At 40.0% G+C, this 22,141-nt stretch carries 19 protein-coding genes; 13 read left to right on the top strand and 6 right to left on the bottom strand.

The window, feature by feature from the left end; translation table 11 throughout:
• Nucleotides 1-13 precede the first annotated feature (13 nt).
• From ABZP31_RS09520 to proB, 4 genes are all read left to right on the top strand, one after another.
• Nucleotides 14-724: an MFS transporter gene (locus ABZP31_RS09520; RefSeq protein ID WP_171072018.1), complete on the top strand. Its 711-nt coding sequence runs from the start codon at nt 14-16 to the stop codon at nt 722-724.
• Between the two features lie 12 nt (nt 725-736).
• On the top strand, nt 737-1,426 hold the full coding sequence (locus ABZP31_RS09515) for a hypothetical protein (protein ID WP_034683868.1): 690 nt from the start codon (nt 737-739) through the stop codon (nt 1,424-1,426).
• Between the two features lie 224 nt (nt 1,427-1,650).
• Nucleotides 1,651-2,859, top strand: coding sequence for an Obg family GTPase CgtA (gene cgtA / locus ABZP31_RS09510; RefSeq protein ID WP_005406559.1), 1,209 nt, complete (start codon nt 1,651-1,653; stop codon nt 2,857-2,859).
• A 17-nt stretch (nt 2,860-2,876) separates the two neighbouring features.
• Nucleotides 2,877-4,010: a glutamate 5-kinase gene (gene proB, locus ABZP31_RS09505; protein ID WP_248133865.1), complete on the top strand. Its 1,134-nt coding sequence runs from the start codon at nt 2,877-2,879 to the stop codon at nt 4,008-4,010.
• Between the two features lie 27 nt (nt 4,011-4,037).
• Here proB and ABZP31_RS09500 read toward each other — a convergent pair whose 3' ends face one another.
• Nucleotides 4,038-4,691: an HAD family hydrolase gene (locus tag ABZP31_RS09500; protein WP_248133836.1), complete on the bottom strand. Its 654-nt coding sequence runs from the start codon at nt 4,689-4,691 to the stop codon at nt 4,038-4,040.
• Entirely contained in the window at nt 4,658-5,842 is a 1,185-nt protein-coding gene (locus tag ABZP31_RS09495) for a DUF1615 family protein (RefSeq protein ID WP_111281720.1), read from the bottom strand. The genes ABZP31_RS09500 and ABZP31_RS09495 overlap by 34 nt, the downstream gene beginning before the upstream one ends.
• A gap of 240 nt (nt 5,843-6,082) precedes the next feature.
• On the opposite strand from ABZP31_RS09495, the gene ABZP31_RS09490 reads away from it, so the two are divergent.
• The 3 genes from ABZP31_RS09490 to ABZP31_RS09480 all read left to right on the top strand — a co-directional run bounded on the left by ABZP31_RS09490 (nt 6,083) and on the right by ABZP31_RS09480 (nt 9,666).
• The gene (locus ABZP31_RS09490) at nt 6,083-7,318 is read left to right on the top strand and encodes an acetamidase/formamidase family protein (protein WP_248133837.1); all 1,236 of its coding nucleotides are present in this window, start codon (nt 6,083-6,085) and stop codon (nt 7,316-7,318) included.
• Between the two features lie 294 nt (nt 7,319-7,612).
• Nucleotides 7,613-7,795, top strand: a complete 183-nt coding sequence (locus ABZP31_RS09485; RefSeq protein WP_005019406.1) for a hypothetical protein — start codon at nt 7,613-7,615, stop codon at nt 7,793-7,795.
• Nucleotides 7,796-8,139: 344 nt separating this feature from the next.
• On the top strand, nt 8,140-9,666 hold the full coding sequence (locus ABZP31_RS09480) for a TerC family protein (protein ID WP_106438771.1): 1,527 nt from the start codon (nt 8,140-8,142) through the stop codon (nt 9,664-9,666).
• A 145-nt stretch (nt 9,667-9,811) separates the two neighbouring features.
• On the opposite strand, the gene ABZP31_RS09475 is transcribed toward ABZP31_RS09480, so the two are convergent.
• Complete coding sequence (locus ABZP31_RS09475) at nt 9,812-11,386, bottom strand: sensor domain-containing diguanylate cyclase (RefSeq protein WP_005406634.1); 1,575 nt, start codon at nt 11,384-11,386, stop codon at nt 9,812-9,814.
• Between the two features lie 382 nt (nt 11,387-11,768).
• On the opposite strand from ABZP31_RS09475, the gene ABZP31_RS09470 reads away from it, so the two are divergent.
• Together ABZP31_RS09470 and dusB are read left to right on the top strand one after the other, a co-directional pair.
• Nucleotides 11,769-11,951, top strand: coding sequence for a hypothetical protein (locus ABZP31_RS09470; protein ID WP_005019410.1), 183 nt, complete (start codon nt 11,769-11,771; stop codon nt 11,949-11,951).
• Between the two features lie 560 nt (nt 11,952-12,511).
• Complete coding sequence (dusB, locus tag ABZP31_RS09465; RefSeq protein WP_248133866.1) at nt 12,512-13,486, top strand: tRNA dihydrouridine synthase DusB; 975 nt, start codon at nt 12,512-12,514, stop codon at nt 13,484-13,486.
• Nucleotides 13,487-13,542: 56 nt separating this feature from the next.
• On the opposite strand, the gene ABZP31_RS09460 is transcribed toward dusB, so the two are convergent.
• Nucleotides 13,543-14,604, bottom strand: coding sequence for a nitronate monooxygenase (locus ABZP31_RS09460; protein ID WP_248133838.1), 1,062 nt, complete (start codon nt 14,602-14,604; stop codon nt 13,543-13,545).
• A 309-nt stretch (nt 14,605-14,913) separates the two neighbouring features.
• On the opposite strand from ABZP31_RS09460, the gene ABZP31_RS09455 reads away from it, so the two are divergent.
• The 3 genes from ABZP31_RS09455 to ABZP31_RS09445 are packed head-to-tail and all read left to right on the top strand — an operon-like array spanning nt 14,914 to nt 17,565.
• Nucleotides 14,914-16,173, top strand: coding sequence for a putative DNA modification/repair radical SAM protein (locus ABZP31_RS09455; protein WP_005019414.1), 1,260 nt, complete (start codon nt 14,914-14,916; stop codon nt 16,171-16,173).
• A complete protein-coding gene (locus ABZP31_RS09450; RefSeq protein WP_005026952.1) occupies nt 16,174-16,980 on the top strand; it encodes a TIGR03915 family putative DNA repair protein in 807 nt (268 codons plus the stop codon). It abuts the gene before it with no gap.
• Between the two features lie 54 nt (nt 16,981-17,034).
• Nucleotides 17,035-17,565: a hypothetical protein gene (locus ABZP31_RS09445; protein ID WP_005026949.1), complete on the top strand. Its 531-nt coding sequence runs from the start codon at nt 17,035-17,037 to the stop codon at nt 17,563-17,565.
• A gap of 33 nt (nt 17,566-17,598) precedes the next feature.
• Here ABZP31_RS09445 and ABZP31_RS09440 read toward each other — a convergent pair whose 3' ends face one another.
• Nucleotides 17,599-18,810, bottom strand: a complete 1,212-nt coding sequence (locus ABZP31_RS09440) for a YeeE/YedE family protein (protein ID WP_005026947.1) — start codon at nt 18,808-18,810, stop codon at nt 17,599-17,601.
• A gap of 299 nt (nt 18,811-19,109) precedes the next feature.
• Between ABZP31_RS09440 and ABZP31_RS09435 the strand changes: the two genes are divergently transcribed.
• Nucleotides 19,110-19,367: a hypothetical protein gene (locus ABZP31_RS09435; RefSeq protein WP_005026946.1), complete on the top strand. Its 258-nt coding sequence runs from the start codon at nt 19,110-19,112 to the stop codon at nt 19,365-19,367.
• 46 nt (nt 19,368-19,413) lie between these two features.
• On the opposite strand, the gene ABZP31_RS09430 is transcribed toward ABZP31_RS09435, so the two are convergent.
• Nucleotides 19,414-21,906, bottom strand: coding sequence for an acyl-CoA dehydrogenase (locus ABZP31_RS09430; protein ID WP_367156793.1), 2,493 nt, complete (start codon nt 21,904-21,906; stop codon nt 19,414-19,416).
• Nucleotides 21,907-22,141 lie beyond the last annotated feature (235 nt).

The raw sequence follows: 22,141 nt of genomic DNA, 5'->3' as shown, positions 1-22,141 counted from the left end.
GCAAATAAAGACCATGCTAAGTGGAATAGCCTTTATTCTACTCGCGACCCTGTGCGGGGTGCTGATTGCCATTTGGGCATTTAAACATTTCAAGATCAACATTCCCTTACAAAATCAGGCAGTTGATATTGAATTACAGGAACCCTTGCAAGCACGCGTTAAAATTCATGAGGCCCTAGATGTGAATGTCAAAGGAAAAGTGAATGCCAGTATACCGATTCATGAACAGCTTGATATTCCACTATCTCAGACTTTAAATCCACGGGTATATTTTGATAATGAAGTACCTATCAATACTGTTATACCGGTAAAAGAAACACTTAAGGTGAAACAGGAACTGCCTATTGATACCAAGGTCAAAGTCAGAATTCTGGGCAAAGATGTAACGTTACCGCTCAAAGGTAATATTCCTATTGATCTTGATGTGCCGATTGATATTAAAGTGCCTTTAAACCAGAAAGTACATTTAAAATTTACGGCTCCAGTCAAAACGGTGATTCGTGAAAATCTGAATATTCCATTGAATACAACATTGAATACGAGTATTCCCATCCAAGGTAGACTCAGTGTTCCAGTCAATGCGCCACTTTCTGCTTCGGTTGATGTCAAGAATATTCTGCCGGTGAAGATACGTAAGGGAGAGCTTTCAATACCCCTTGAACATATAACACTTAAGCGGGTCACGGCTGAACCGGCCAGTTCGCAAGCTTCCACCTTAAAATAGGAGAAGTTAAGGATGAATATCAGTAACTTCTCGTTAAAAGTCTGGCTGGCCAGTTTTATTTTAGTGAGTAGCTTAATTGCGCTAGTGTTCTGGCTGTATTTAAATGTACAGGCTTCTCTACAGGTGAGCTCGACCCAGACCGATATTACTTTACCCCATTCTCTAGGTACCCGTATTCATGTGGGAGAATATCTGACTGCACAGACTATAGGGCGAATCAGCTCATCAATTGATCTTGATCACCACTTGGTTTTACCATTGGATGGCAAATATCTGGCAGATTTAAAATTTAATGTGACCACTCCTGTATCGGTACAAATTAAATATTCGACCATGCTCAAAATTAATCAGGTGATGCCCGTCGAAACGACTACAGATTTGATCTATAAAAACAAACTACTTCCAAAATTTCCTTTAAAACTCGATGTACCGGTAAATATTGATGTTCCATTTGAACTGAACAGGACTTATGAATTGCCCATCCAGATTGCATTTAATGGCCCGGTGTATTTCGAGTTTAACCAACAACCGATTAATGTGCATGTAAAGCATCAGCTTAATCCTTCTTTAGAACTGAATGATCCGATTAATATTCCTAAGATCGCTAACTTCGAAGCCACCATGTATAACGTTGAGCGTAATACCAAAGCCAATCTGGATATGAAAATGCTATTGCCGTTAAGCTATATTCAATATCAATAGAACAGTTAAAAGTGGAATTAAATTATTTAGGTTGCTTATTTAAAACTAAGCGAGTTGCTGATTTAAAGCTCTAAAAACCCTATAGAAAAACCGTCAAACTTTATAAGCATTTATGAAGCTTGCAAATACCGGCTTATAATAAACAATTGCTATATTTTCTATTCGAGAATTTAGTAAAAATATGGCAGAATAGGCGGTTTTAAGAGTTTTTAGAGGATTGGCATATGCGCTTTGTTGATGAAGCAGTCATTACCGTAGAGGCTGGCGACGGTGGCAATGGCGTAGCCAGTTTTCGCCGTGAGAAATTTGTACCTTTTGGTGGACCGGACGGTGGTGACGGTGGCCGTGGGGGAAGCATTTATATCCAGGCGGATGACAATACCAGTACGCTGGTCGACTATCGTTATACCCGTAAGTTCCGTGCTGAACGTGGCAAGAACGGAGCAGGTGCAAACTGTACCGGACGTGGTGGTGAAGACGTTGTTTTATATGTTCCTGTAGGAACGACTGTAGTGGATACAGAATCAGGCGATATTATTGGTGATCTAGTTGAAAGTGGCCAGAGAGTACTGGTTGCCGGTGGTGGTGAAGGTGGGCTGGGAAATACTCATTTTAAGTCATCAACCAACCGTGCTCCACGTAAATGCACAACTGGTGTAAAAGGGGAGTACCGTGAGATCCGTCTGGAGCTTAAAGTACTGGCTGATGTAGGACTGCTGGGGATGCCGAATGCTGGTAAGTCGACTTTTATTCGTGCTGTTTCTGCAGCTAAACCTAAGGTAGCAGACTATCCATTTACCACTATGGTGCCAAACCTGGGTGTCGTTGATGCTGATCGTCACCGTTCATTTGTAATGGCTGATATTCCTGGTCTGATCGAAGGCGCGGCAGAAGGCGCAGGCTTGGGTATCCGCTTCCTGAAACATTTGGCACGTACCCGTATTTTATTACACATTGTTGATGTGCAGCCGATTGACGGTTCAGACCCGGTACATAATGCCCAAGCAATTTTACGTGAACTTGAAAAGTTCTCACCAACACTGGCACAGTTACCTGTGGTTCTGGTTCTCAATAAACTCGACCAGTTACCAGAGGATAGCCGTGAAGAATGGTGTGAACATATTCTGAATGAATTGAACTGGGATGGCCCGGTATTTAAGACTTCAGGTCTGCTAAGCGAAGGAACAAAAGATGTTGTTTATTATCTGATGGACCAGATTGAGCAGCAACGTGAACGTGAAATTGAAGACCCTGAATATGCAGCTCAGGTTAAGGCATTCCGTGAACAGCTTGAAGCTGAAACACGTGAGCAAACCATCGCCGCCAAAGAAGCCTATCGTGCAATGCGTCGTGCGCAACGTCTTGCAGATCATGAGGATGATGAGGACTTCGATGATGACGATGATGAAGTGGAAGTAATCTACGTACGTTAAGTAGAACTGAGGACATGATGATAGAAGTGGTAGATGGGCAGCGACAGCTCAAAGCTTGTAAACGTATCGTTGTAAAAATCGGCTCATCTTTACTCACAGCAAATGGTCAGGGACTGGATCTTAATGCAATTTCGCATTGGGCTAATCAGATTGCTGACCTGCATAAAGCCGGACATGAAATTATATTGGTGTCTTCCGGTGCTGTGGCAGAGGGGATGGTGCGCATGAAATTGAGCAGTCGACCCACAGATTTACCCAGTCTTCAGGCATGTGCTGCCATTGGCCAGATGGGATTAATCCAAACCTGGTCCAGTGTATTGGAAAAGCATGGGATTCAAACTGCACAGGTACTTTTAACTCACGATGATCTGGCAGACCGCAGACGTTATTTAAACTCATGTGATGCATTACAGCATTTGATTGACTGGCAAGTAGTGCCAGTCATTAATGAAAACGATACAGTCTCGACGGATGAAATCCGCTTTGGCGATAATGATACACTTGCTGCAATGGTGGCGGGACAAGTACATGCTGACCTGTTAATTATTCTGACAGACCAGCAAGGTATGTTCGACTCAGATCCGCGTTCTAACCCGGAAGCCAAACTACTTTCTACAGTGCGTGCACTCGATGATAGTCTGTTTGAAATGGCAGGCGGTGGCGGCGTACTTGGCCGAGGCGGTATGGTCACTAAAGTTCGTGCTGCGCGTTTGGCCGCAAGATCAGGTTGTCCTACCCTGATTGCCAGTGGTGAAAGTGACAACGTACTTTCACGTCTGATGAGCGGTGAAATGCTGGGGACTCTATTTGCCACTGATAAAGATCGCATGACTGCTCATCAACAGTGGCTGGCTGCCCATTTACAGACCGCCGGGCGGCTTGTAATCGATGATGGTGCGATAGAGGCTATTCGTGAAAAACACCGTAGTCTGTTACCTGTGGGTGTTCGTGCCGTGGAAGGCCATTTTAATCGTGGTGATGTTGTGGAGTGTGTAGATAGCCGGGGCAAACGGATTGCAGTAGGCCGAGTGAATTTCAGTTCGCGCTCTGCGGAAATTGTAAAAGGTCTATCTTCCAATAAAGTTTATCAAGTTCTTGGTGAAGCACGCTCTCTAGAAATGATTCATCGCAATCATATGGCAATTTACTAAGATTCTTGTATTAATAAAAAAGCTCGCTCAGGCGAGCTTTTTTATAGGCGCTAATGTAGGCAGTTCAGCATCTTCTCCAACCATATAGCAGTAATCAGCCAGACTAAACATTTCTAGGTCTTCATAACTGTTCCCATACGCATAAACAGACTGGTAATCGGTTAATGTATATTTTTCTTGTATCCTTAACTTTTTCTGCTCGCAACTGCAATCTGGACTGCTATAAAATCCGCTCAATTTGCCCTGATGTACTTCAGTTTCAGTGCAAATCAGGTCTACTCCAAGCAGCCTGCAAAAAGGTTCAAGATAAAGATCGATTGAAGCCGATACAATAACAACATCGTCACCTTGTGCTTGATGTTGTCTCAGACGCCTTAACAATTCAGGATTAAGCTGGTGTACTAACAAGTGTGCATACTGTTCTGCCATTGAATGTATATTTTTGGCATTACTATCTTTAAACATGGCCGAAAACAATTTCGGGCGCATCTGGTGGGCAGGGTATAGCTTGAGATAATAGGCCTGAATCCAGGGGAGAATTTTCAGGCCTTGACGCATGATATGTCGTTTGGAGAGCGTATAAAAGATAAAGCCAGTAAAGCTGTCACTACGGCACAATGTACCGTCAAAATCAAATAGCGCAAGGTTTATAGCTTGATACGTTTGGCGCGTTGCATGCATGTCTGATATCGTCCATTGACGCGTGTGGCAAACCAGTTGGTATTATAGTCACGGCTTAATTTTGGTCCGGAAATGACTACTTCTGGCATAATGGCATAAATTGGTTCTTTACCTGTTTTTTCCTGGTAGAGTTTTTTTACTGCAAGGTAAGTTTGAGTATCTTCAAAGTCTTGCTCTTTTTCCTCCTTTAAATCAGAGCGAATCTGGCGCGGCGTAATCAGAACATTGTTTGCAGCGAAGACCGCAATCAGTTCACGTTCAGACTGGCTTTTGTTTGAACGGATGCTACCGTCTTTATTATAAAGTAGCAGGTCACCATCTAGGTCCAGCTCTGCTTCAGTCAAGTCATTAAGCATACTCTGAAAGGCTGCATTACGGCTTGAATAGCGTCCAGAGTTATAATCTGCAAAGCGGTAGAGCGGCTTATCATAATCAGCAGGGTACATCATCAGACGATGGATCCCATAATATAGGCCGCCATTTTGGGTATACAGGTCGCTACGCAATTCAGCCATATTCATACCAGAACGCTTATGCTCTTTGGCATAACCGATATGAACCTGCATTGAACCCAAGGTTGTAATCGGATTTAAACGTTCAGAAACATCTTGTCCTACCAGACGGGCGGCTCCGGTTAGAGCACTTACATGATAGTGTTTACTAAAATGATTAAACATTTCACGGTAGAGTTCATCCAGTTCACGTTCTGTTTTAACCTTGCGCATTCTGCTCAGGTAGTTATCATCCGGAGAAGGTTGGGTTTTCAGCATATTCTTAAAATATCCGGCCAGTGTTACACCCAGTTTATCTTCAAGACGCTGATCAACTTCACGTATAGCTTTTTCACCCAAACCCGGTACTTGCGGGTCAGCAACAAAGTTAGATTCTTGATCGACTACTGCAATAATTGTACAGATATTTTCCTTGGTTTTAGGTATTCCCAACTGGTCAGTAATTTCATATAAGTCGCCAGCCCAAGAGCCACGGTTTTGTACACGAGTAGGAATAAGCCGTTTAATCTGCTCTTCTTTTAATTCTGGTTCATCATTTTTAGACCACCACGAGCCTTCACCGCAGGCAATCAGACTGAGTGACAAAACAAGAACACTTAAGGATTTAATGGCGGTTGTGCAGCGTAAATTTTTTTTCATGACAATGAAGACAGATGAGTACAGGGATAAGCACCTAAGGCGAATGAAGTATACTATGTCGCTAATAAAATGTACGAATATATATGTATATTAGAGAAGCCCGTTTAAAAAATAATTCTATATCCCTGTACATATTATTAAGCGACAGAGAATTGATGAATAAGATTCAATAATTCTAGTTGGCATGACCCTTGCTTTTAAAAAGATGAATATTCAACTTTTTAAATTTAGGGAAATAAGATGTATAAACCGCTTACTTTATCACTGGCTATATTGTCAGCTTTACTAGGCTCTACTTCAACTTTTGCAGAAGAGTTTAAAGTTCTTAAACAGATAAGTAATCAGCCGGGACTTTTAACGCAGGGAAAGTATAAAGATCAATATTATATACCCAGTACTTTAAAAACTATTCAATGGGGTTATCTGCCTAATAAAGATTCCCGACCAGTTCTAAGTGTGCCTACCGATAGTACTGTTGTTTTTGATACTGTTTCCCATGAAGGCCTGCTCGAAGATCAGGGGCGTAATGCAGAAAAATATTTTCGTTCCCAGGGTGTAAAGCCAGAATATATTCTAGATGAAGCAAAGATGATTACGCAGTCTGCTTTAAAACATGATTTTAGTAAAGATGGACCACATATTGTGACGGGGCCTATTGAAATACAGGGTGCAATGCCGGGTGATATATTAAAGGTAGAAGTACTCAATGTTGAACCACGAGTTCCTTATGGGGTAATTTCTAACCGTCATGGTAAAGGCACTCTGGTAGGAGAGTTCCCTAAAAAAACAGTACAGGAAGGTGCTTCCCACTTATACCCGGAACGTTACGGCAATGTATCAGTTTTTACACCTATTGAGAAAAATGCTCAGGGAGAGTATGAAGGTGTACTAAAAACACAACAGGGCAAGTCGATTCGTTTCCCTCTTGCACCATTTATGGGAATTATGGGTGTGGCTGCTAATACCAGTGAACCAGTAAATTCGATTCCACCTGCTTTCTTTGGCGGAAATATTGATATTAACGAGTTAGGTAAAGGCTCAACTGTTTATTATCCGGTACAGGTTCCTGGCGCACTTTTCTATACTGGTGATAGCCATTTCGTTCAGGGCGATGGTGAAGTCGCTTTAACGGCACTTGAAGGTTCAGCACGCGCTACATTGAAATTTACACTGCTAAAAGCTGGAAAGGACAAAATTCCTGGTAAGGAGATTAAACATGTACTTGCTGAAAATGATCAATTCTGGATTACACCAGGATTAGATGAAGACCTTGATATAGCCATGAAAAAATCCACCCGTGAAGCTATCCGGTTCTTAAATCAGGAATATGGTATTGATGAAGCACTTGCTTATGCTTATTTAAGTGCTGCTACTGATTTTGAAGTTTCACAAGTAGTAGACCGGACTAAAGGAATTCACGCTATGATTCGAAAAGCTGATTTCAAAGAATTTAATCAGCCAGAAAAAAGCAGATAAATGGGAGAAGAGAGAAAATATCGATGAGGATATTTTCTCTTGCTCTTAAAGAAGTATAGGGATACTTAAACTGAACTGACTAGCCTAATAATATGTTATGACTCTACATTTTTTATTATAAAAATATACATTCAGTCTTTAAGTGTCACTTTTATTTAATCAAATGATTATTCAGGTTGCCTAAGTAATTATAGGGGCTAAGCCCTTACATTTCTCGACCATCCTCTTACAGACCCAGCTTAATAGGGGGTATTAAATGACTTATAAAGCGATTTAAAAAGTAGAGGAATCAAAATGAAGAATATTTACGCAGTTCTTATACTTTCTTTAACTGGTACGTCATTTACGTCTTCTGTTATTGCTGCTTCTACCGCGGATCGACCTGCACCAGAAGCCATTGCTGCAGCTGAAGCCCAAAAAGCTGCTTTAGACTATCAATATGAACAAGAGCACAAATCATCCGCCTCTTCAGATTAGACAATACAGGGCTTTATAAGATATAAGCTGTGAACTTTAAAGCCCTGCTTTCAAAAACAGTTTTATTATAACTATATTAAACCTGTTCAAATTATATAATATTTATATTTTCTAAATAATAAAAAATTACTCTCTGTTTAATTATAAATGAATCTAATAATTCATAAAGGCTATAGCAGTTATACATAAAACCTTTCATCTCATTATAAAAAATTAATTACAATTTACTAAAAGTGTGCATAATAATTTTATCTTTAGTTGAAAAGGTTCACTTATATGGATCCATCGCCGTGTCGATCAAAAATTATTTTTAATCAGCCTCGTTTATCCGGAGGTCTAAACTAATGGAATTTTTATTAGATCCGGGCATATGGGTGGGTTTACTTACCCTGATTGTTTTAGAAATTGTTCTAGGTATTGATAACCTGGTTTTTATTGCCATTTTGGCTGACAAGCTCCCTCCTGAAAAACGGGACAAAGCCCGTGTAATAGGTCTTTCTTTAGCCCTAGTAATGCGTTTGGGCTTATTATTTGCTATCTCTTGGTTAGTCACTTTGACTCAACCGCTTATTACTGTCTTTGACTGGACTTTCTCCGGTCGGGATCTGATTCTTTTATTCGGTGGTCTGTTCCTGCTTTATAAAGCAGTCAGTGAATTACATGAACGGATGGAAGGTAAAACTGAAGTTAAAGTTACTACAAATGTAGCTTATGCAAGTTTTACTGCGGTTGTAGCCCAGATTGTTATACTCGACGCTGTATTCTCTTTAGATTCGGTGATTACTGCAATTGGAATGGTTGACAATATTTATGTCATGATGGCCGCCATGATTGTCGCTATGGCAGTAATGTTGCTGGCTTCCAAACCATTAACTGAATTTGTAAACCGTCATCCGACTGTTATTATCCTGTGTTTAAGCTTCCTGCTCTTGATTGGTATTAGCCTGATTGCTGAAGGGTTTGGTTTCCATATTCCTAAAGGCTATATTTATTCAGGTATAGGTGTTGCAATTCTTATTGAGATATTTAATCAGTTTACTTCGCGAAATGCAGCAAAGCATGAGGCAAAAATTCCTCTGCGTCATCGTACAGCGAACTCGATTTTAAAACTGATGGGTGGACGTGTAGAAACTGTGGCTGATGCACAATCTACAGAAGCGCAAGATGCATTTGTAGATGAAGAGCGCTATATGATTGGTGGAGTACTGACACTTGCTGAACGCTCAGTAGCCTCAATTATGACTCCCCGTAACCAGATTTCCTGGGTAAACCTTGAGGATTCACCTGAACAGATTCGTGAACAGGTATTATCTGTTCCTCATAGCCTGTTTCCTGTATGCCGTGGTAGCCTTGATAGAGTAATCAGCGTGATACGTGCCAAGGAACTGCTAGATGTACTTGAAGATGAAGTCCAGCTAAAAGCCCTGTTAAAACAGCAACGACCAATCTACATTTTTGAAAAAATGAAAGTGATTGATGCGATTAATACTTTGCGTACTTCCAAAGGCTCGCTAGTATTGGTCAATGATGAGTTTGGTAATATCCAGGGGCTTATTTCACCACTAGATGTATTTGAGGCAATTGCAGGTGAGTTTCCAGATGCCGATGAACAGCTTGACCTGGTAAAAATTGATGAAAGCACTTGGAAAGCTGCTGGAAGTCTGGATTTGTATCAGCTAGAACTGGAGCTTGGCATGCTAGACCTGGTAGAAGATGATGCAGACTATGTGAGTGTAGCTGGTCTGATTTTAGATAAAATTCAGGATAAGATCACAGTCGGTACTCAACTAGATTTCCGGGGTGTACGTTTTGAAGTGACAGAACTGGAAGGTAACCGAATCAAGACTGTTCAGATTACACATCAATCATAATCTGGTCTTTTAAAAAGAGCTTCTTTAAGAAGCTCTTTTTTATTTTAATGTATTCATATGCAAGCCTAAATTTAAACAGAGAAGAGCAAGCATCGTTTAAATAACTAGAATAGCCCGTTATATGCCGGTTTATATAAACTATACTTTATGGACCACGAACACAGTTACGACCTTCACGTTTAGCTTGATAAAGATAGTGATCAGCAATTTTGAAAACTTCTTCAGTGCTTTTGGAGCTCTCTGGCCAGTATGCGATACCAATAGAAATAGTTACCGGGCCAGACAGGTTGGTAATATTCGATTCTATTTTTTTTCTTAAACGTTCAGCACTGTTATAGACTGCTTTTTTATCAATAGTGGGCATGAGTACAGCAAACTCTTCTCCTCCACAACGACAGCAAATATCATCTTTACGAAAATTGGTTCTTAAATGACCTGCAATTTGTTTTAAAACTATATCACCTTGAATATGGCCATAAGTATCATTAATTTTTTTAAAATAGTCGACATCAATCAGGAGAATAGAAAAAGGTGTATGGTTATCTACCATTTCTTTAATAAAGATATCGATACCCCTGCGATTGTACAAGCCAGTGAGAGGATCAGAATTAACATGATGATTCATTTCTGAAATTTTCTTACTAAAATTTTGTGCACTTAAAAGTAAAGATAGTTTGAATTTCTGTACTTCATAATACCAAGGGCTAATCGCTTGAATTTTCTGTTCTATTTCTGGCTGGTTAAGACGACTCGCCATTTTAGCCAAGTGATTCAAGGGGGAAGAAATGAATAGTGAAAGTTTCCAGATCACCAAAAAGATCAATAGATAAAATAATAGGATAACAACTGATACTTTATAAATTACTGAATTTGCCTGTTTAAGTAACTCTCTGGTTGGCTGTTGAGAAACCACAATCCAGTTGGTAGTAGAAATACGAGCGAAACCTGCTAAATTTTCTATTCCTCGACTGTTAATGAGCTCTACTCGCCCTCTATTGATTTGGTTCATATAAGAGAGGGCAGTATTGTTAGTCATAATGCTACCTATTCTCGCGGAATCGGGATGAAAGATAATCTGTCTGCTTTGATCGATCACATACATATAATTTTTTTTATAACCGTATTCGCTGGCAAGAAGGTCACTGATAATATTTTTTTCATTTAAATTGATAACAACCCCCATATAGCCCTGATAAATATTTTGCTTGTTGAAGATTGGTTGAGCTATAAAAATAATTAAATTGTGCCTGATAGAATAATAAGGTTGAGAAATATAGGGTTGTTTACTCTGTGCTAGATGCTTGAAGTTTAGAAGATCCTGATTTGTCAGTTGACCGCTATCAAAACTGGCCGGACTAAAATTAAGAATATTTCCTCGACGGTCACCAATGATTACCGCATTAAAATAATGAGCTTGATTCTTCAGGCGATCGACTTCATATTGCCGTAATTTATTATTATCAAAAGAATGACTAACGGCTAAAGTACTATGCTTGAGCTCAGATAAAAGATTTCTAAAATAGTTGTCAGTACTATTCGCGATCTTAAAAGCATATTCATAGTTCAAGGCAAGTGAATCATTTATTAATTCTTTTTTAGCAATATAGTGACCAATGAGTAAGGAGATAATAAATAAAGAAGAAACAGCAAATATGGTAAGAATAAGGATTAGTTTTCTTAAGTTAAGGTTAAGGGCATGAATAAAGCTAATATGTGACATGGTGCATGAAATCTATATCAACAGTGAAATATTCTATCTTATTTTGTATGTTCTTGGTTAATATTTGTTCTTTTTATTTTTAGATATGGGTTAGTTAACCAAGTTAAAAGATATTAAAATTAGATAAATTAATAAAAAAATTCTATTTTAGAACTCAACCTTATGACACTTTATATATTTTTAATATATTAAAAAATAATAAATAATTTTTTTAACTATTTATAATAAGTCTATAGTTTTTAATCACTTAATAGTTCCAATAAAAATTTATTCATTATGATGAATTTTAATTTGTATTTTGATACATATTTTTATTATTTAAGTTAAAGCAAAACAGCCACTTATGCTAAGCTAAATATAAATAATAGATGAGGATAACTATATGAAAAATATACCAAATGGAACCCAAGTCATTCATCATCTAAATTATGAAGAACAAGTATTTTATAAAGAAGAGAATGGAAACTTACTATTTTGGAATGAGAGTAAATGGGAAAAAGCCCTGATAGAAAGTATTGAGATGATGATCATTAAAGATTTTGAATTAACTGATCTAAGAAACTAAAAGACTATCCTGAAGGGGACGTTTTAAGATAGATCAATTTATAGCTGTAGCCCTGCCAATACAGGTGATTGAGCAGGGTTTATCATTTCTAATGTACTGAATTTATTTAATTTATCTGAAACTCAAGTTAAGTTAACCTATATTCTAGCTCAGGTAGACTTTTATAAAAGATATTAGTTAAGCTTTTGATTATATAACGATATTCTTCAAGATAAATGCGATAGTTGAATTTTAAAAACTCAATAAATTAAAAATAGATATTCTTTCTGTAAATAATTAAACTAGTTGGTCCGCTATTTGATCTGCTCTAATCTGGGCTTTAGCTTAAAATATCTCTGACCACTTTTTCTCTCCTGTACTGTAATTTATTAAGCCTATCTTGTTCAAGGTATAAGTTGGGAGAGCTAAGCAGGGTATTAAGTAGTGTCAGGTTTTAAAATAGATCTAAAGATGAATAGCTTAGTAAACAAGTTGAAAGTGAGGTTGGAAATTTGAGTCAAAATACCGTAATCAGAGAGCTATTTGATCGGCCAATCGAGCAAAAAATTTGGGTCGCGCCAATGGCAGGGGTGACAGATCGACCATTTAGAACCTTATGTAAATACTTTGGTGCAGGCCATGCTGTTAGCGAAATGATGACAGCTGATAAGACACTGAGGATGAGTAAAAAGAGTTTATATCGGGCTAATTTTGATGGTGAATTAGCTCCAATTTCTGCCCAGATAGCAGGATCCGATCCAGAACAACTGGTTGAAGCAGCACGTTATCAGATTGCTAATGGTGCTCAGATTATTGATATTAATATGGGATGTCCGGCAAAAAAAGTCTGTAATAAACTTGCAGGCTCTGCTTTATTACAGGATGAAGAACTGGTTGCGCGTATTTTAGATACCGTAGTTGCCGCAGTTGATGTACCAGTTACCCTTAAAACTCGTTTGGGGTATTTAAATGGTCAAGAAAATATTCTGCGTGTGGCGAAGCGGGCAGAAGAGGCAGGTATTGCGGCACTGGCTTTACACGGCCGGACTCGTGAAGACATGTATTTAAATTATGCACGTTATGATTTGATTCGTGAAGTTAAAAAAATTATTCATATTCCAGTAATTGCTAATGGCGATATCGATAGTCCTGAAAAAGCCAAATTTGTATTAGAACATACAGGCGCCGATGCGATCATGATTGGGCGTGCAGCACAGGGGCGTCCATGGATATTTCGAGAAATTGCCCATTATTTAAATACTGGAGAATACCTAAAAGCCCCTGATATTGAAGAGGTAAAACATGTATTACTTGGGCATTTAAGTGAGCTCTATGAATTTTATGGGGAGTATTCTGGCTGCCGTATCGCCCGTAAACATATAGCTTGGTATACCAAGGGCTTATATGCCAGCAATGAGTTTCGTCAGAAAATGTATCAAGTAGAAAGTACGTTAGAGCAGGCAAAAGTAGTAGAAGCTTATTTTAACCAGTTATTGGCCCAAGGACGTTTAATGAGTGATGTACAGCAAGAAACTGTTAACCTGCTTGATCCTTAAGCCAAAAAGAGGCTAGGCATGAATATTGTATTGCTCTAGCCTCCGGTTAAAAACTGTTAATCTGAATTTAAATGAGTGGCCTGATTAATTTCAAGATTTAGCAGGTTAATCAGGTCAACAGCATTTAGCTGTCGAATCTGGGCAACATTACTGCCGGCCCAGAATGCCCCATACTCATAATGACCCTGTTTGGATGCAATTTGATGCAGTTGTTTTGCAATATCATAAACATATGGATAGGCGGGTAGACTTGGCCGCTGAACCAGATCAACTTCGGTATGCCATGCATTAATCAGGCCGCGTGCCGGGCGTCCTGAAATAGTTGAGGTAATTTGAGTAAGAGGCCGGTTAAATAAAGCTTCGCGATAGGCTGCATTGGCATTTGAGCTTGGACATTGAACAAAGGCAGTTCCTAACTGTACAGCTTGAGCACCAAGTGCAAGACATTGCTGTGCCTGGCGGCCGTTCATGATTCCGCCCGCTGCTACGACTGGTAAATCAAGATATTGTAAAATTAAGCGTACCAAGTCAGTCGTTTTAATAGCGCTGTCACGATGCGGGTTAAAACAGCCACGATGTCCACCGGCCTCTACCCCTTGAGCAATAATGACATCAATCCCTGCTTCTGCAATTGCTTTTGCTTCCGCCAGATTGGTTGCAGAAACCATGGTTAAAATCTTTGCTTTTTTAAGTGCTTCAATTTGATGTGAATGTGGAATACCAAAATGAAAACTGACGGCTGCTGGGCAAGTCTCTAAAACAAGATTGAGATAATCATCTGAGTCCTTAAAGCTTGGATAGATATTTTTTAACTCGTTAGGTGCAGAGGCATCAAATTTTCTAAAGTGCGGTTCTAGATATTCAATCCATTCTTGTGCAATATCCTGATCCAGTATTTTAGAGCGATGACAAAAAAAATTAAGCTGAAAGGGCTGTCGGGTTAGCTGTTGTGTTTTTAAAATCTGTTCACGTGCCTGTTCAACTGTATTGGCTCCTAGGCCTAATGAGCCCAAAGCTCCGGCATTAGAGACTTCAGCCGCCAGCTCGGGTGTACTTACACCTGCCATAGGCGCCAAGAAAATAGAGTGTTTCAAGCTAAGTCTTTCGATCAGATTCATATTTTTATTACCTAAACTTTATTTTAAGATTTACGTCAAACGCTCGAGAGATGCAACCAATATCCAATATTTTGTTAATAAATAACGTAATTTCAGGCATGGCTAATTTCCTAATGCCTTTTTTATATGAAGGCAGAGCAAGCCATAAACTTGAGTTTCTCTATCACTACCAGATTATATTTAAACTAAAATAGCCTAAGTTAAATTAACTTAACGACATGCCTTGTCGCAAAGAAATAAATGCAGGCTGTGCAGTCGAAACAGACTAGTATAATTAATGATTATCTCTCTACATGGATGATTGGGTCTATGTCTGAACGTATTCGCGAGAAACTGCAAATTCTGGCTGATGCCGCCAAATATGATGTATCCTGCTCATCAAGTGGCAGTAATCGAAAAAATAAGGATAAAGGACTCGGAAATACCGGTTCCGGGATCTGTCATAGCTATACTGAAGACGGTCGTTGTGTCTCTCTGCTTAAAGTCTTATTTTCAAATATCTGTATTTACGACTGTGCTTACTGTGTTTCAAGACGTTCAAATGATGTGAAACGTGCTGCCTTTACTGTGCAGGAAGTCGTAGATCTTACTATTAATTTTTATCGTCGTAACTATATTGAAGGCCTGTTTCTAAGTTCAGGGATTTTTAAATCGGCTGACCATACTATGGAACGCATGTTGCAGGTGGTTAAAAAGCTTCGGTTAGAAGAAAATTTTAATGGATATATACACTTAAAGACTATTCCAGGAGCTTCACCTGAACTGATTACAGAAGCTGGACTATATGCTGACCGGATGAGTATTAATCTGGAAATGCCAACAGCAGATGGACTACAAAAGTTTGCACCTGAGAAAAGTCACAGTGAGGTGCAGAAAGATCTGGGAATTGTCCGTGACCGGCTTATCCAGTTTAAGGATGAGCGTAAAATTATTAAAACAGTACCCAAATTTGTTCCGGCAGGTCAAACCACACAAATGGTTGTCGGGGCGCATCATGAAACTGATCAGGACGTGATTTTAATGGCAGACCGCCATTATAAAGAGTTTAAACTGAAGCGTGTCTATTATTCTGGTTATATTCCAATTAACTCTGAAGATCAGGCTTTACCTGCCATTGGATCAGCACCACCATTATTACGTGAAAACCGGTTATACCAGACTGACTGGCTCATGCGCTTTTATGAGTTCGATGCTCATGAACTGGTTGATGACGAACATCCGAACCTTGAACTGGATGTAGACCCAAAATTGGCTTGGGCACTACGTCATCCGGAACAGTTTCCGGTAGATATTAATACGGCTGAATATAGAATGATCTTGCGCGTGCCGGGTATTGGCGTACGTTCTGCAAGAAAGGTCATCCAGGCGCGGCGCTTTGGCAGTATTCATATTGATCAGCTTAAACGCATGGGGATTGCTTATAATCGGGCCCAGCACTTTATTCGCTGTGCAGATACACCCAAATTTATCAAAGAAATGTTGCCGAGCCAGATCAGGCAGCAGATTCTGCTGGCCGGCCAGTCCAAATACAATGCACAGCTCTCTCCACAATTAGGACTAGGCTTTTAAGTGGCCCAGTATGTTTTTGATGGCAGTATGACCGGACTGCTAAGCTGTGTTTTCCGGGCTTTTCAATTTAAAGAGTTTTCAGTAAAAATTAGTATAAAAGGGCGCTTCCAGTCGGGACTGTTTGATGAGGTGATTCATGTAAGTGCAAATGATGAACATGCACAACGTGTATGGAATGCTTTAAAAATTAAAGTTGAATATACGAGCCTGAAAAATTTTTATTACACTTTTTTATCTGAACAGGAACAGGCATTTCAGCAGCTCTTTGAATTTTGTATATATGTATTTCAGTCTGCTTTACCCGTAGACTACAACTATGGTCATGCTGCGGTATTGGGTCTTTCCCAATGGACCAAGCAGGTAGGGCGTGAGAAGCACCGCATGGAAGCTTTTGTCCGTTTCAAAAAAGCCAAGAATGGTCTTTTCATTGCGCTGGTACGGCCAGACTTTAATGTATTGCCTCTTATTGAACGGCATTTTAAGGACCGTTATCAGGACCAGTCTTGGCTGATTTATGATGAGAAAAGGAATTATGGAATTTATTATGATTTAAAACAGGTCCATCAGGTGCATATGCAGGTAGAACAAGTGGACCAGACATTACATACTGGGTTTAGTCAGAAATTTACAGTGGAACTGGATGATGATGAATTGCTTTATGACCAGCTCTGGAAAGACTATTTTTGTGCTATTAATATTGAAGCTCGACGTAATATAAAACTGCATATACAGTATGTCCCTAAACGTTATTGGCGTTATATGAATGAGAAAATATTGTCCGAAGACTCATTTTTGCAAAAGAGATGAGAAAAATTTCATAATCGAATAAAGTAACGCACAGTATTAAGCTTAGAGTTAATGATGAAATTCTTCCATGTTGTTTTAATTTCTTTATCTCTTGTTTTGCTGGGAGCATGCGCAGAAAAACGGCCTGATGATTTCCATAGTACGCCAGCTGATTATCGGGTAAATAGTGCAGTAGAACTGCAAACCAAAATAGATCATCTTAACCAGGAATTACAGCAACAATTCTTAACTTTCAAATCTCAATATCCTGATGCGTTTTCTGATCCCAAGGCTGAGCTAGATGTTCATAATTTGCATACATTAAACGAGCATCTGGTGAGCCGGTTTGCGTTGAAGAATGCAAAAAATGGTTATTGCAACATGATGAACAGCTATTTCGTGAAGATGTTTCAAATTGGACACCAGAATCTCAATCTGGTTGAACATCTTAAACTTGAACATCTACCTGCTCATGAAAATCTGAAAGAAATTTTTGCTCAACCCGAAAATTTCTATCAGTTTATTATTAATCGTTATACCAGCTATCGACAAGTGCAAGAGACCATGAATTATGGCTGTAACCTAAAAGGTGCTCTCGAGCCGTAAATAAAAAACCCATCATATCGATGGGTTTTTTATTTAGCAGCTAGTCAATTTTTCTGGTTGGGGTGCTTCCTCTGGAAAGAAGACAGGACGTAGTTTTACACCAATAGTATTACCTAAGAAGGCAAAGATCAGCCATAACCATCCATGTAAACTACCTGAAGCAATCCCACTGAAATAGGCACCAATGTTGCAGCCATATGCCAAGCGGGCACCATAGCCCAGCAAGATACCGCCCAGAACTGCAGCCAGCAGTGAACGACGCGGTATGTTGAAGTTAGGAGCAAACTTACCGGCCAGACTCGCAGCCAGCAATGCACCCAGCATGATACCGAAGTTCATCATGGAGGTTACATCAAACCAGAGTGGTTCAGTAAGGGCTTTAGCATTGGCAGGTTGTTGCCAATATGCCCATGAGGCGACATCTATACCACCCAGACTAGCTGCTTTGGCAGCCCATACAGCTAAAGCCGAGGTTACTCCCCAAGGCCTGCCAGCCAAGGCCAATGTGGCAAAGTTCAGTAAGGTCAATAAAATCCCGCCCCAAACCAGTGGCCAGGGACCACGTAAAAAGCGTTTCCAGCCAAACTCTGATGGGGGAGAGCCGATTTCTAATGCACCATGGCGCTTTTTCTCAAAATAAACAGTTGCCAGCGCGATGACTGCAAAGAGAGCAAAGTTCAAAAGTAAAGCAGGCATTACCCCCAAACTTTTAACAACAGAGACAGGCGCCAAGTGCGGCAGGTTAAACCACCAGTCCAGATGCAAGGTTGCCAACAGGGAACCCAGACAGAAAAATATCAGGGTAACCACCATGCGGGCACTACCGCCACCGACCGTATAAAGCGTTCCAGATGCGCAACCACCCCCTAATTGCATGCCTATACCAAAAATAAAAGCACCAATCACAACCGAAGTGGAAAGTGGAGACACAAAACCGGTTACCGGCTGACCAAAAAGCTGGCCAGCTCCTAAAGCAGGAAAAAATAGTAATACAGCCAGTGCCAGCATGATCATTTGCGCACGCAAACCACGACCTCGACGCTCCTTGATAAAAACGCGCCAGCTGGAAGTGAAGCCAAAGGATGCATGGTAGAGTGTCATCCCTAATGCTCCACCAATGAGAAGCAGCAGGGCTTGATTCAAGCCAACAATCTGGTATGCACTCATTGCACCAATTAACAGCAGCAGCAAAGCGACCCAGACCGTAACTTGAGAACGATTGGATTTTTCAGCAACAAGATTCATGGGAGAAAAATAATACGAAGAGAATGAGTCTATTTTAACTTATTTTGACGCCTTAATTATTATGTAAATCTATAAAATATATAATATATAACTGAGAATAAGTGATAAGTTATAGTAGTTAAACTGATACAAAAGTCTGAACTAAAAACAGAAATTTTAATTATTTCTCTCTGTATGCAAACCTGGAAATAAATAAACAATACACATAGTTTAAATATCACATCAATATCAGAAAAGATAAAATATATTAAAGATAAAAAAATGCACTATAGATGTATTAAATAATGAAGGAAAAGAAAATGGATATTATTCCAGCCGAGCAGGCAAAACTATGGACTTTAGAAGCGGGTCTGACTATGACGGTAGTACGAGACAAGCTTAATGATCTGATTGAACAGGCAGCCAGACAGGGGAATACTGTTATATTCATGATTTTACCTAAATACATTGCACTTGAAGACATACATGCTCTCTCAGCAGAGCTGCATGAAATAGGTTATCAGGTCAGGTTCGGACTCGAAGAGAGCTATTATTATTTCAATATCCATTGGCATTAAAACTAAAACAGGCTCCTAAAGAGCCTGCCTTTTAAATCAAAGATTTTTAGACCGATGTCATGCCACCTTCATGCTTGACTTCAAGATGTTCAGGCAGATGTGGATTGGTTAATGCAAAGGCTTCTTTTAACTGCATATCAAAGTTATCTGTAAGCATACTGTCAAAACGCTTGGCATTATAACGGATAAGCTGTTCAGCTTCTTCATCAGTAATAAAGCCCTTGCTGACCGCATCTTCTACATGCTCTTCAAAAGTTAAACCGACAAACTGTCCCTTGGATTCAGCTTTTTTAAATCTGTCCCAAAGCGGTTCAATCTGTAGCAGCATTTTAAAGGTAGATTCCAGTCGGCCATTTACATCATCTTCTCGGACATTATAGTAAACATGAGCTTTTAGTTGTTCGCGGAAGGGATTTTCCATCATAATCCACTGAGCCACCTGTTGTTTGAGCTTATCATTTGGTTTGGCCACAGGGCGACCAAAGGGAAAGCAGACCAGTTTAACCAGCCCGGCTGCTGCAGGCACTGGAAAATTGGCAAATAGACCGTAAAAAGCCTCTTGTACCTGATGAAATGCTTTTTCCAGAGCCAGTTGTGCGTGATCCTGTTCAGCTTCAGTCCTACTGCCACGTTCATAATATTTTAAAATAGAAGTCGCAATGAATAGATAGGAGTGGATATCAGCCAGACGGCCAGACAGCATTTCTTTGCGTTTGATATCACCAGCAAGTAAACCCAAAGACATATCGGCAGTTAAGGCAAAGCAGGCACTAAAACGGTTAACCAGCTTATAGTACGGTAGAGTAAAATCATCGGCTGTAAAAGCTGCACGTGAAGAACCACCTGTAAATGCGTAGGCCAATGCCCGTGCACCCCGGTTTAAGGTATAGCCTAAGTGATGATAAAGCATTTCATTAAACTTGTTTAAGGCACCAGTCTTATCTGGAGATTGCAACAGCTGTAATTCTTCAAACAGATAAGGATGGCAACGCATTGAGCCTTGTCCAAATATCATTAGGGAGCGGGTTAGAATATTTGCCCCCTCTACAGTGATGGATACAGGAACTGCCTGATACTGTAGAGCCAAAAAGTTGCGTGGTCCAAGTTGAATTGCACGACCACCGACTACGTCCATGCCATGATTGACCACTTTGCGCATGGTTTCTGTTGCATAATGTTTTGCCATTGCCGTCATGACAGCTGGCGTGCCACCCTGGTTCAAACCACAGGTGACCATATAACGGAAAGCTTCCAGCATATAAGCATCACTGGCAATATCACTCGTCGCTTCCTGTACACCTTCAAACTTCCCGACTGAAAGTTTAAACTGCTGACGAATGCGGGCAAAAGCACCGACAGTCAGGTAACACATTTCGCCTGCTGCGGTAGAGAGGGCAGGCAAGGAAATACCACGGCCAACTCCCAGGCATTCCATCAGCATGCGCCAGCCTTTACCTGCATTTTTGGGTCCGCCGATAATCCAGTCAATTGGTATGAATACATCCTTACCATCGACTGTACCATTCATAAAAGGTGAGCCCGGATAATGGCGCGGTCCAATTTCTATACCGGGATGGCTGGCTGGAATCAGGGCACAGGTAATTCCATATTCATTTTTGTTTTTATCACCAAGCAATCCGTCTGGATCAAACAGCTTAAAAGCCAGACCGACCACAGTTGCAATGGGTGCTAGAGTAATCCAGCGTTTGGAAAAATTCATTTTTAAGCCGAGTACCTGCTCACCGTCATACTCGCCATAGCAAACTACACCGGTATCGGGGATAGCACCGGCATCAGAACCTGCTTCCGGGCTGGTCAGACCGAAACATGGAATTTCAGTACCATTAGCTAACCCTGGTAAATAACGTTCCTTCTGCTCTTCAGTGCCGTAGTGCATTAACAGTTCACCTGGCCCAAGTGAGTTAGGTACCATACAGCTTACTGCCGCCGTCATGGAGCGTGAAGCAATTTTGCTCATAATCCGGCTTTGTGCAAAAGCCGTAAATTCTAGTCCACCATAAATTTTAGGTATGATTAGACCTAAAAAGCCTTTCTCTTTAATAAACTGCCAAACGTGTTCTGGCAGGTCTTTATCATGATGATGAATTTGCCATTCATCTAGCATGTCACAAAGTTGTTCGACTTCATGGTCAAGGAAAGATTGTTCTTCTTCAGATAGATGCGGATAAGGATAACGGTCAAACTGATCCCAGTCTGGCGCGCCCATAAACAGTTCTTTTTCCCACCAGCTGGTACCGGCTTCTAATGCTTCGCGTTCAGTTGTGCTAATACTCGGCATCGCATTACTTAACCGGTCAAAAACCGGACGTGTGATGAGATTCATACGTAATGAATCAACAAGTAACACAAGGCTAAGTAGAATTAGTGGTATCCCCAAAATTAAGGACCATGGACTGATCACAGCTGTAATAATGACAGCTCCGATCATTGTTATGGCACCCGTAACTCTGGATAATCCATAAAAAAATATGACCCATATGGTAATCAGCTGTAGCAAAATACTCAGAATAAATAACATAAAATCACTCCTCTAAATCATTACATCTGATATGTAAAAACGACCAGCAGGAATCAACAGTTACGAAGACATCATTTTTCTGTTTATATCACTTGAGGTTTTTTCAGTGAGTCAGTGCAATTATTTTTAATTAGATTAAAATATTTAATCTGCTGTATTAATCCTTTTAAAGCTATATAAACTCAACCATAAATAGTTAAATTTTTGTCACCAAAAGTATAAAAATACCTCTAAA

The sequence above is a fragment of the Acinetobacter sp. FL genome (assembly GCF_040744925.1).
Taxonomy (GTDB): domain Bacteria; phylum Pseudomonadota; class Gammaproteobacteria; order Pseudomonadales; family Moraxellaceae; genus Acinetobacter; species Acinetobacter radioresistens.
The sequence above is the reverse complement of the archived record's forward strand: the minus strand, read 5'-3'. Positions and strand labels throughout refer to the sequence as shown.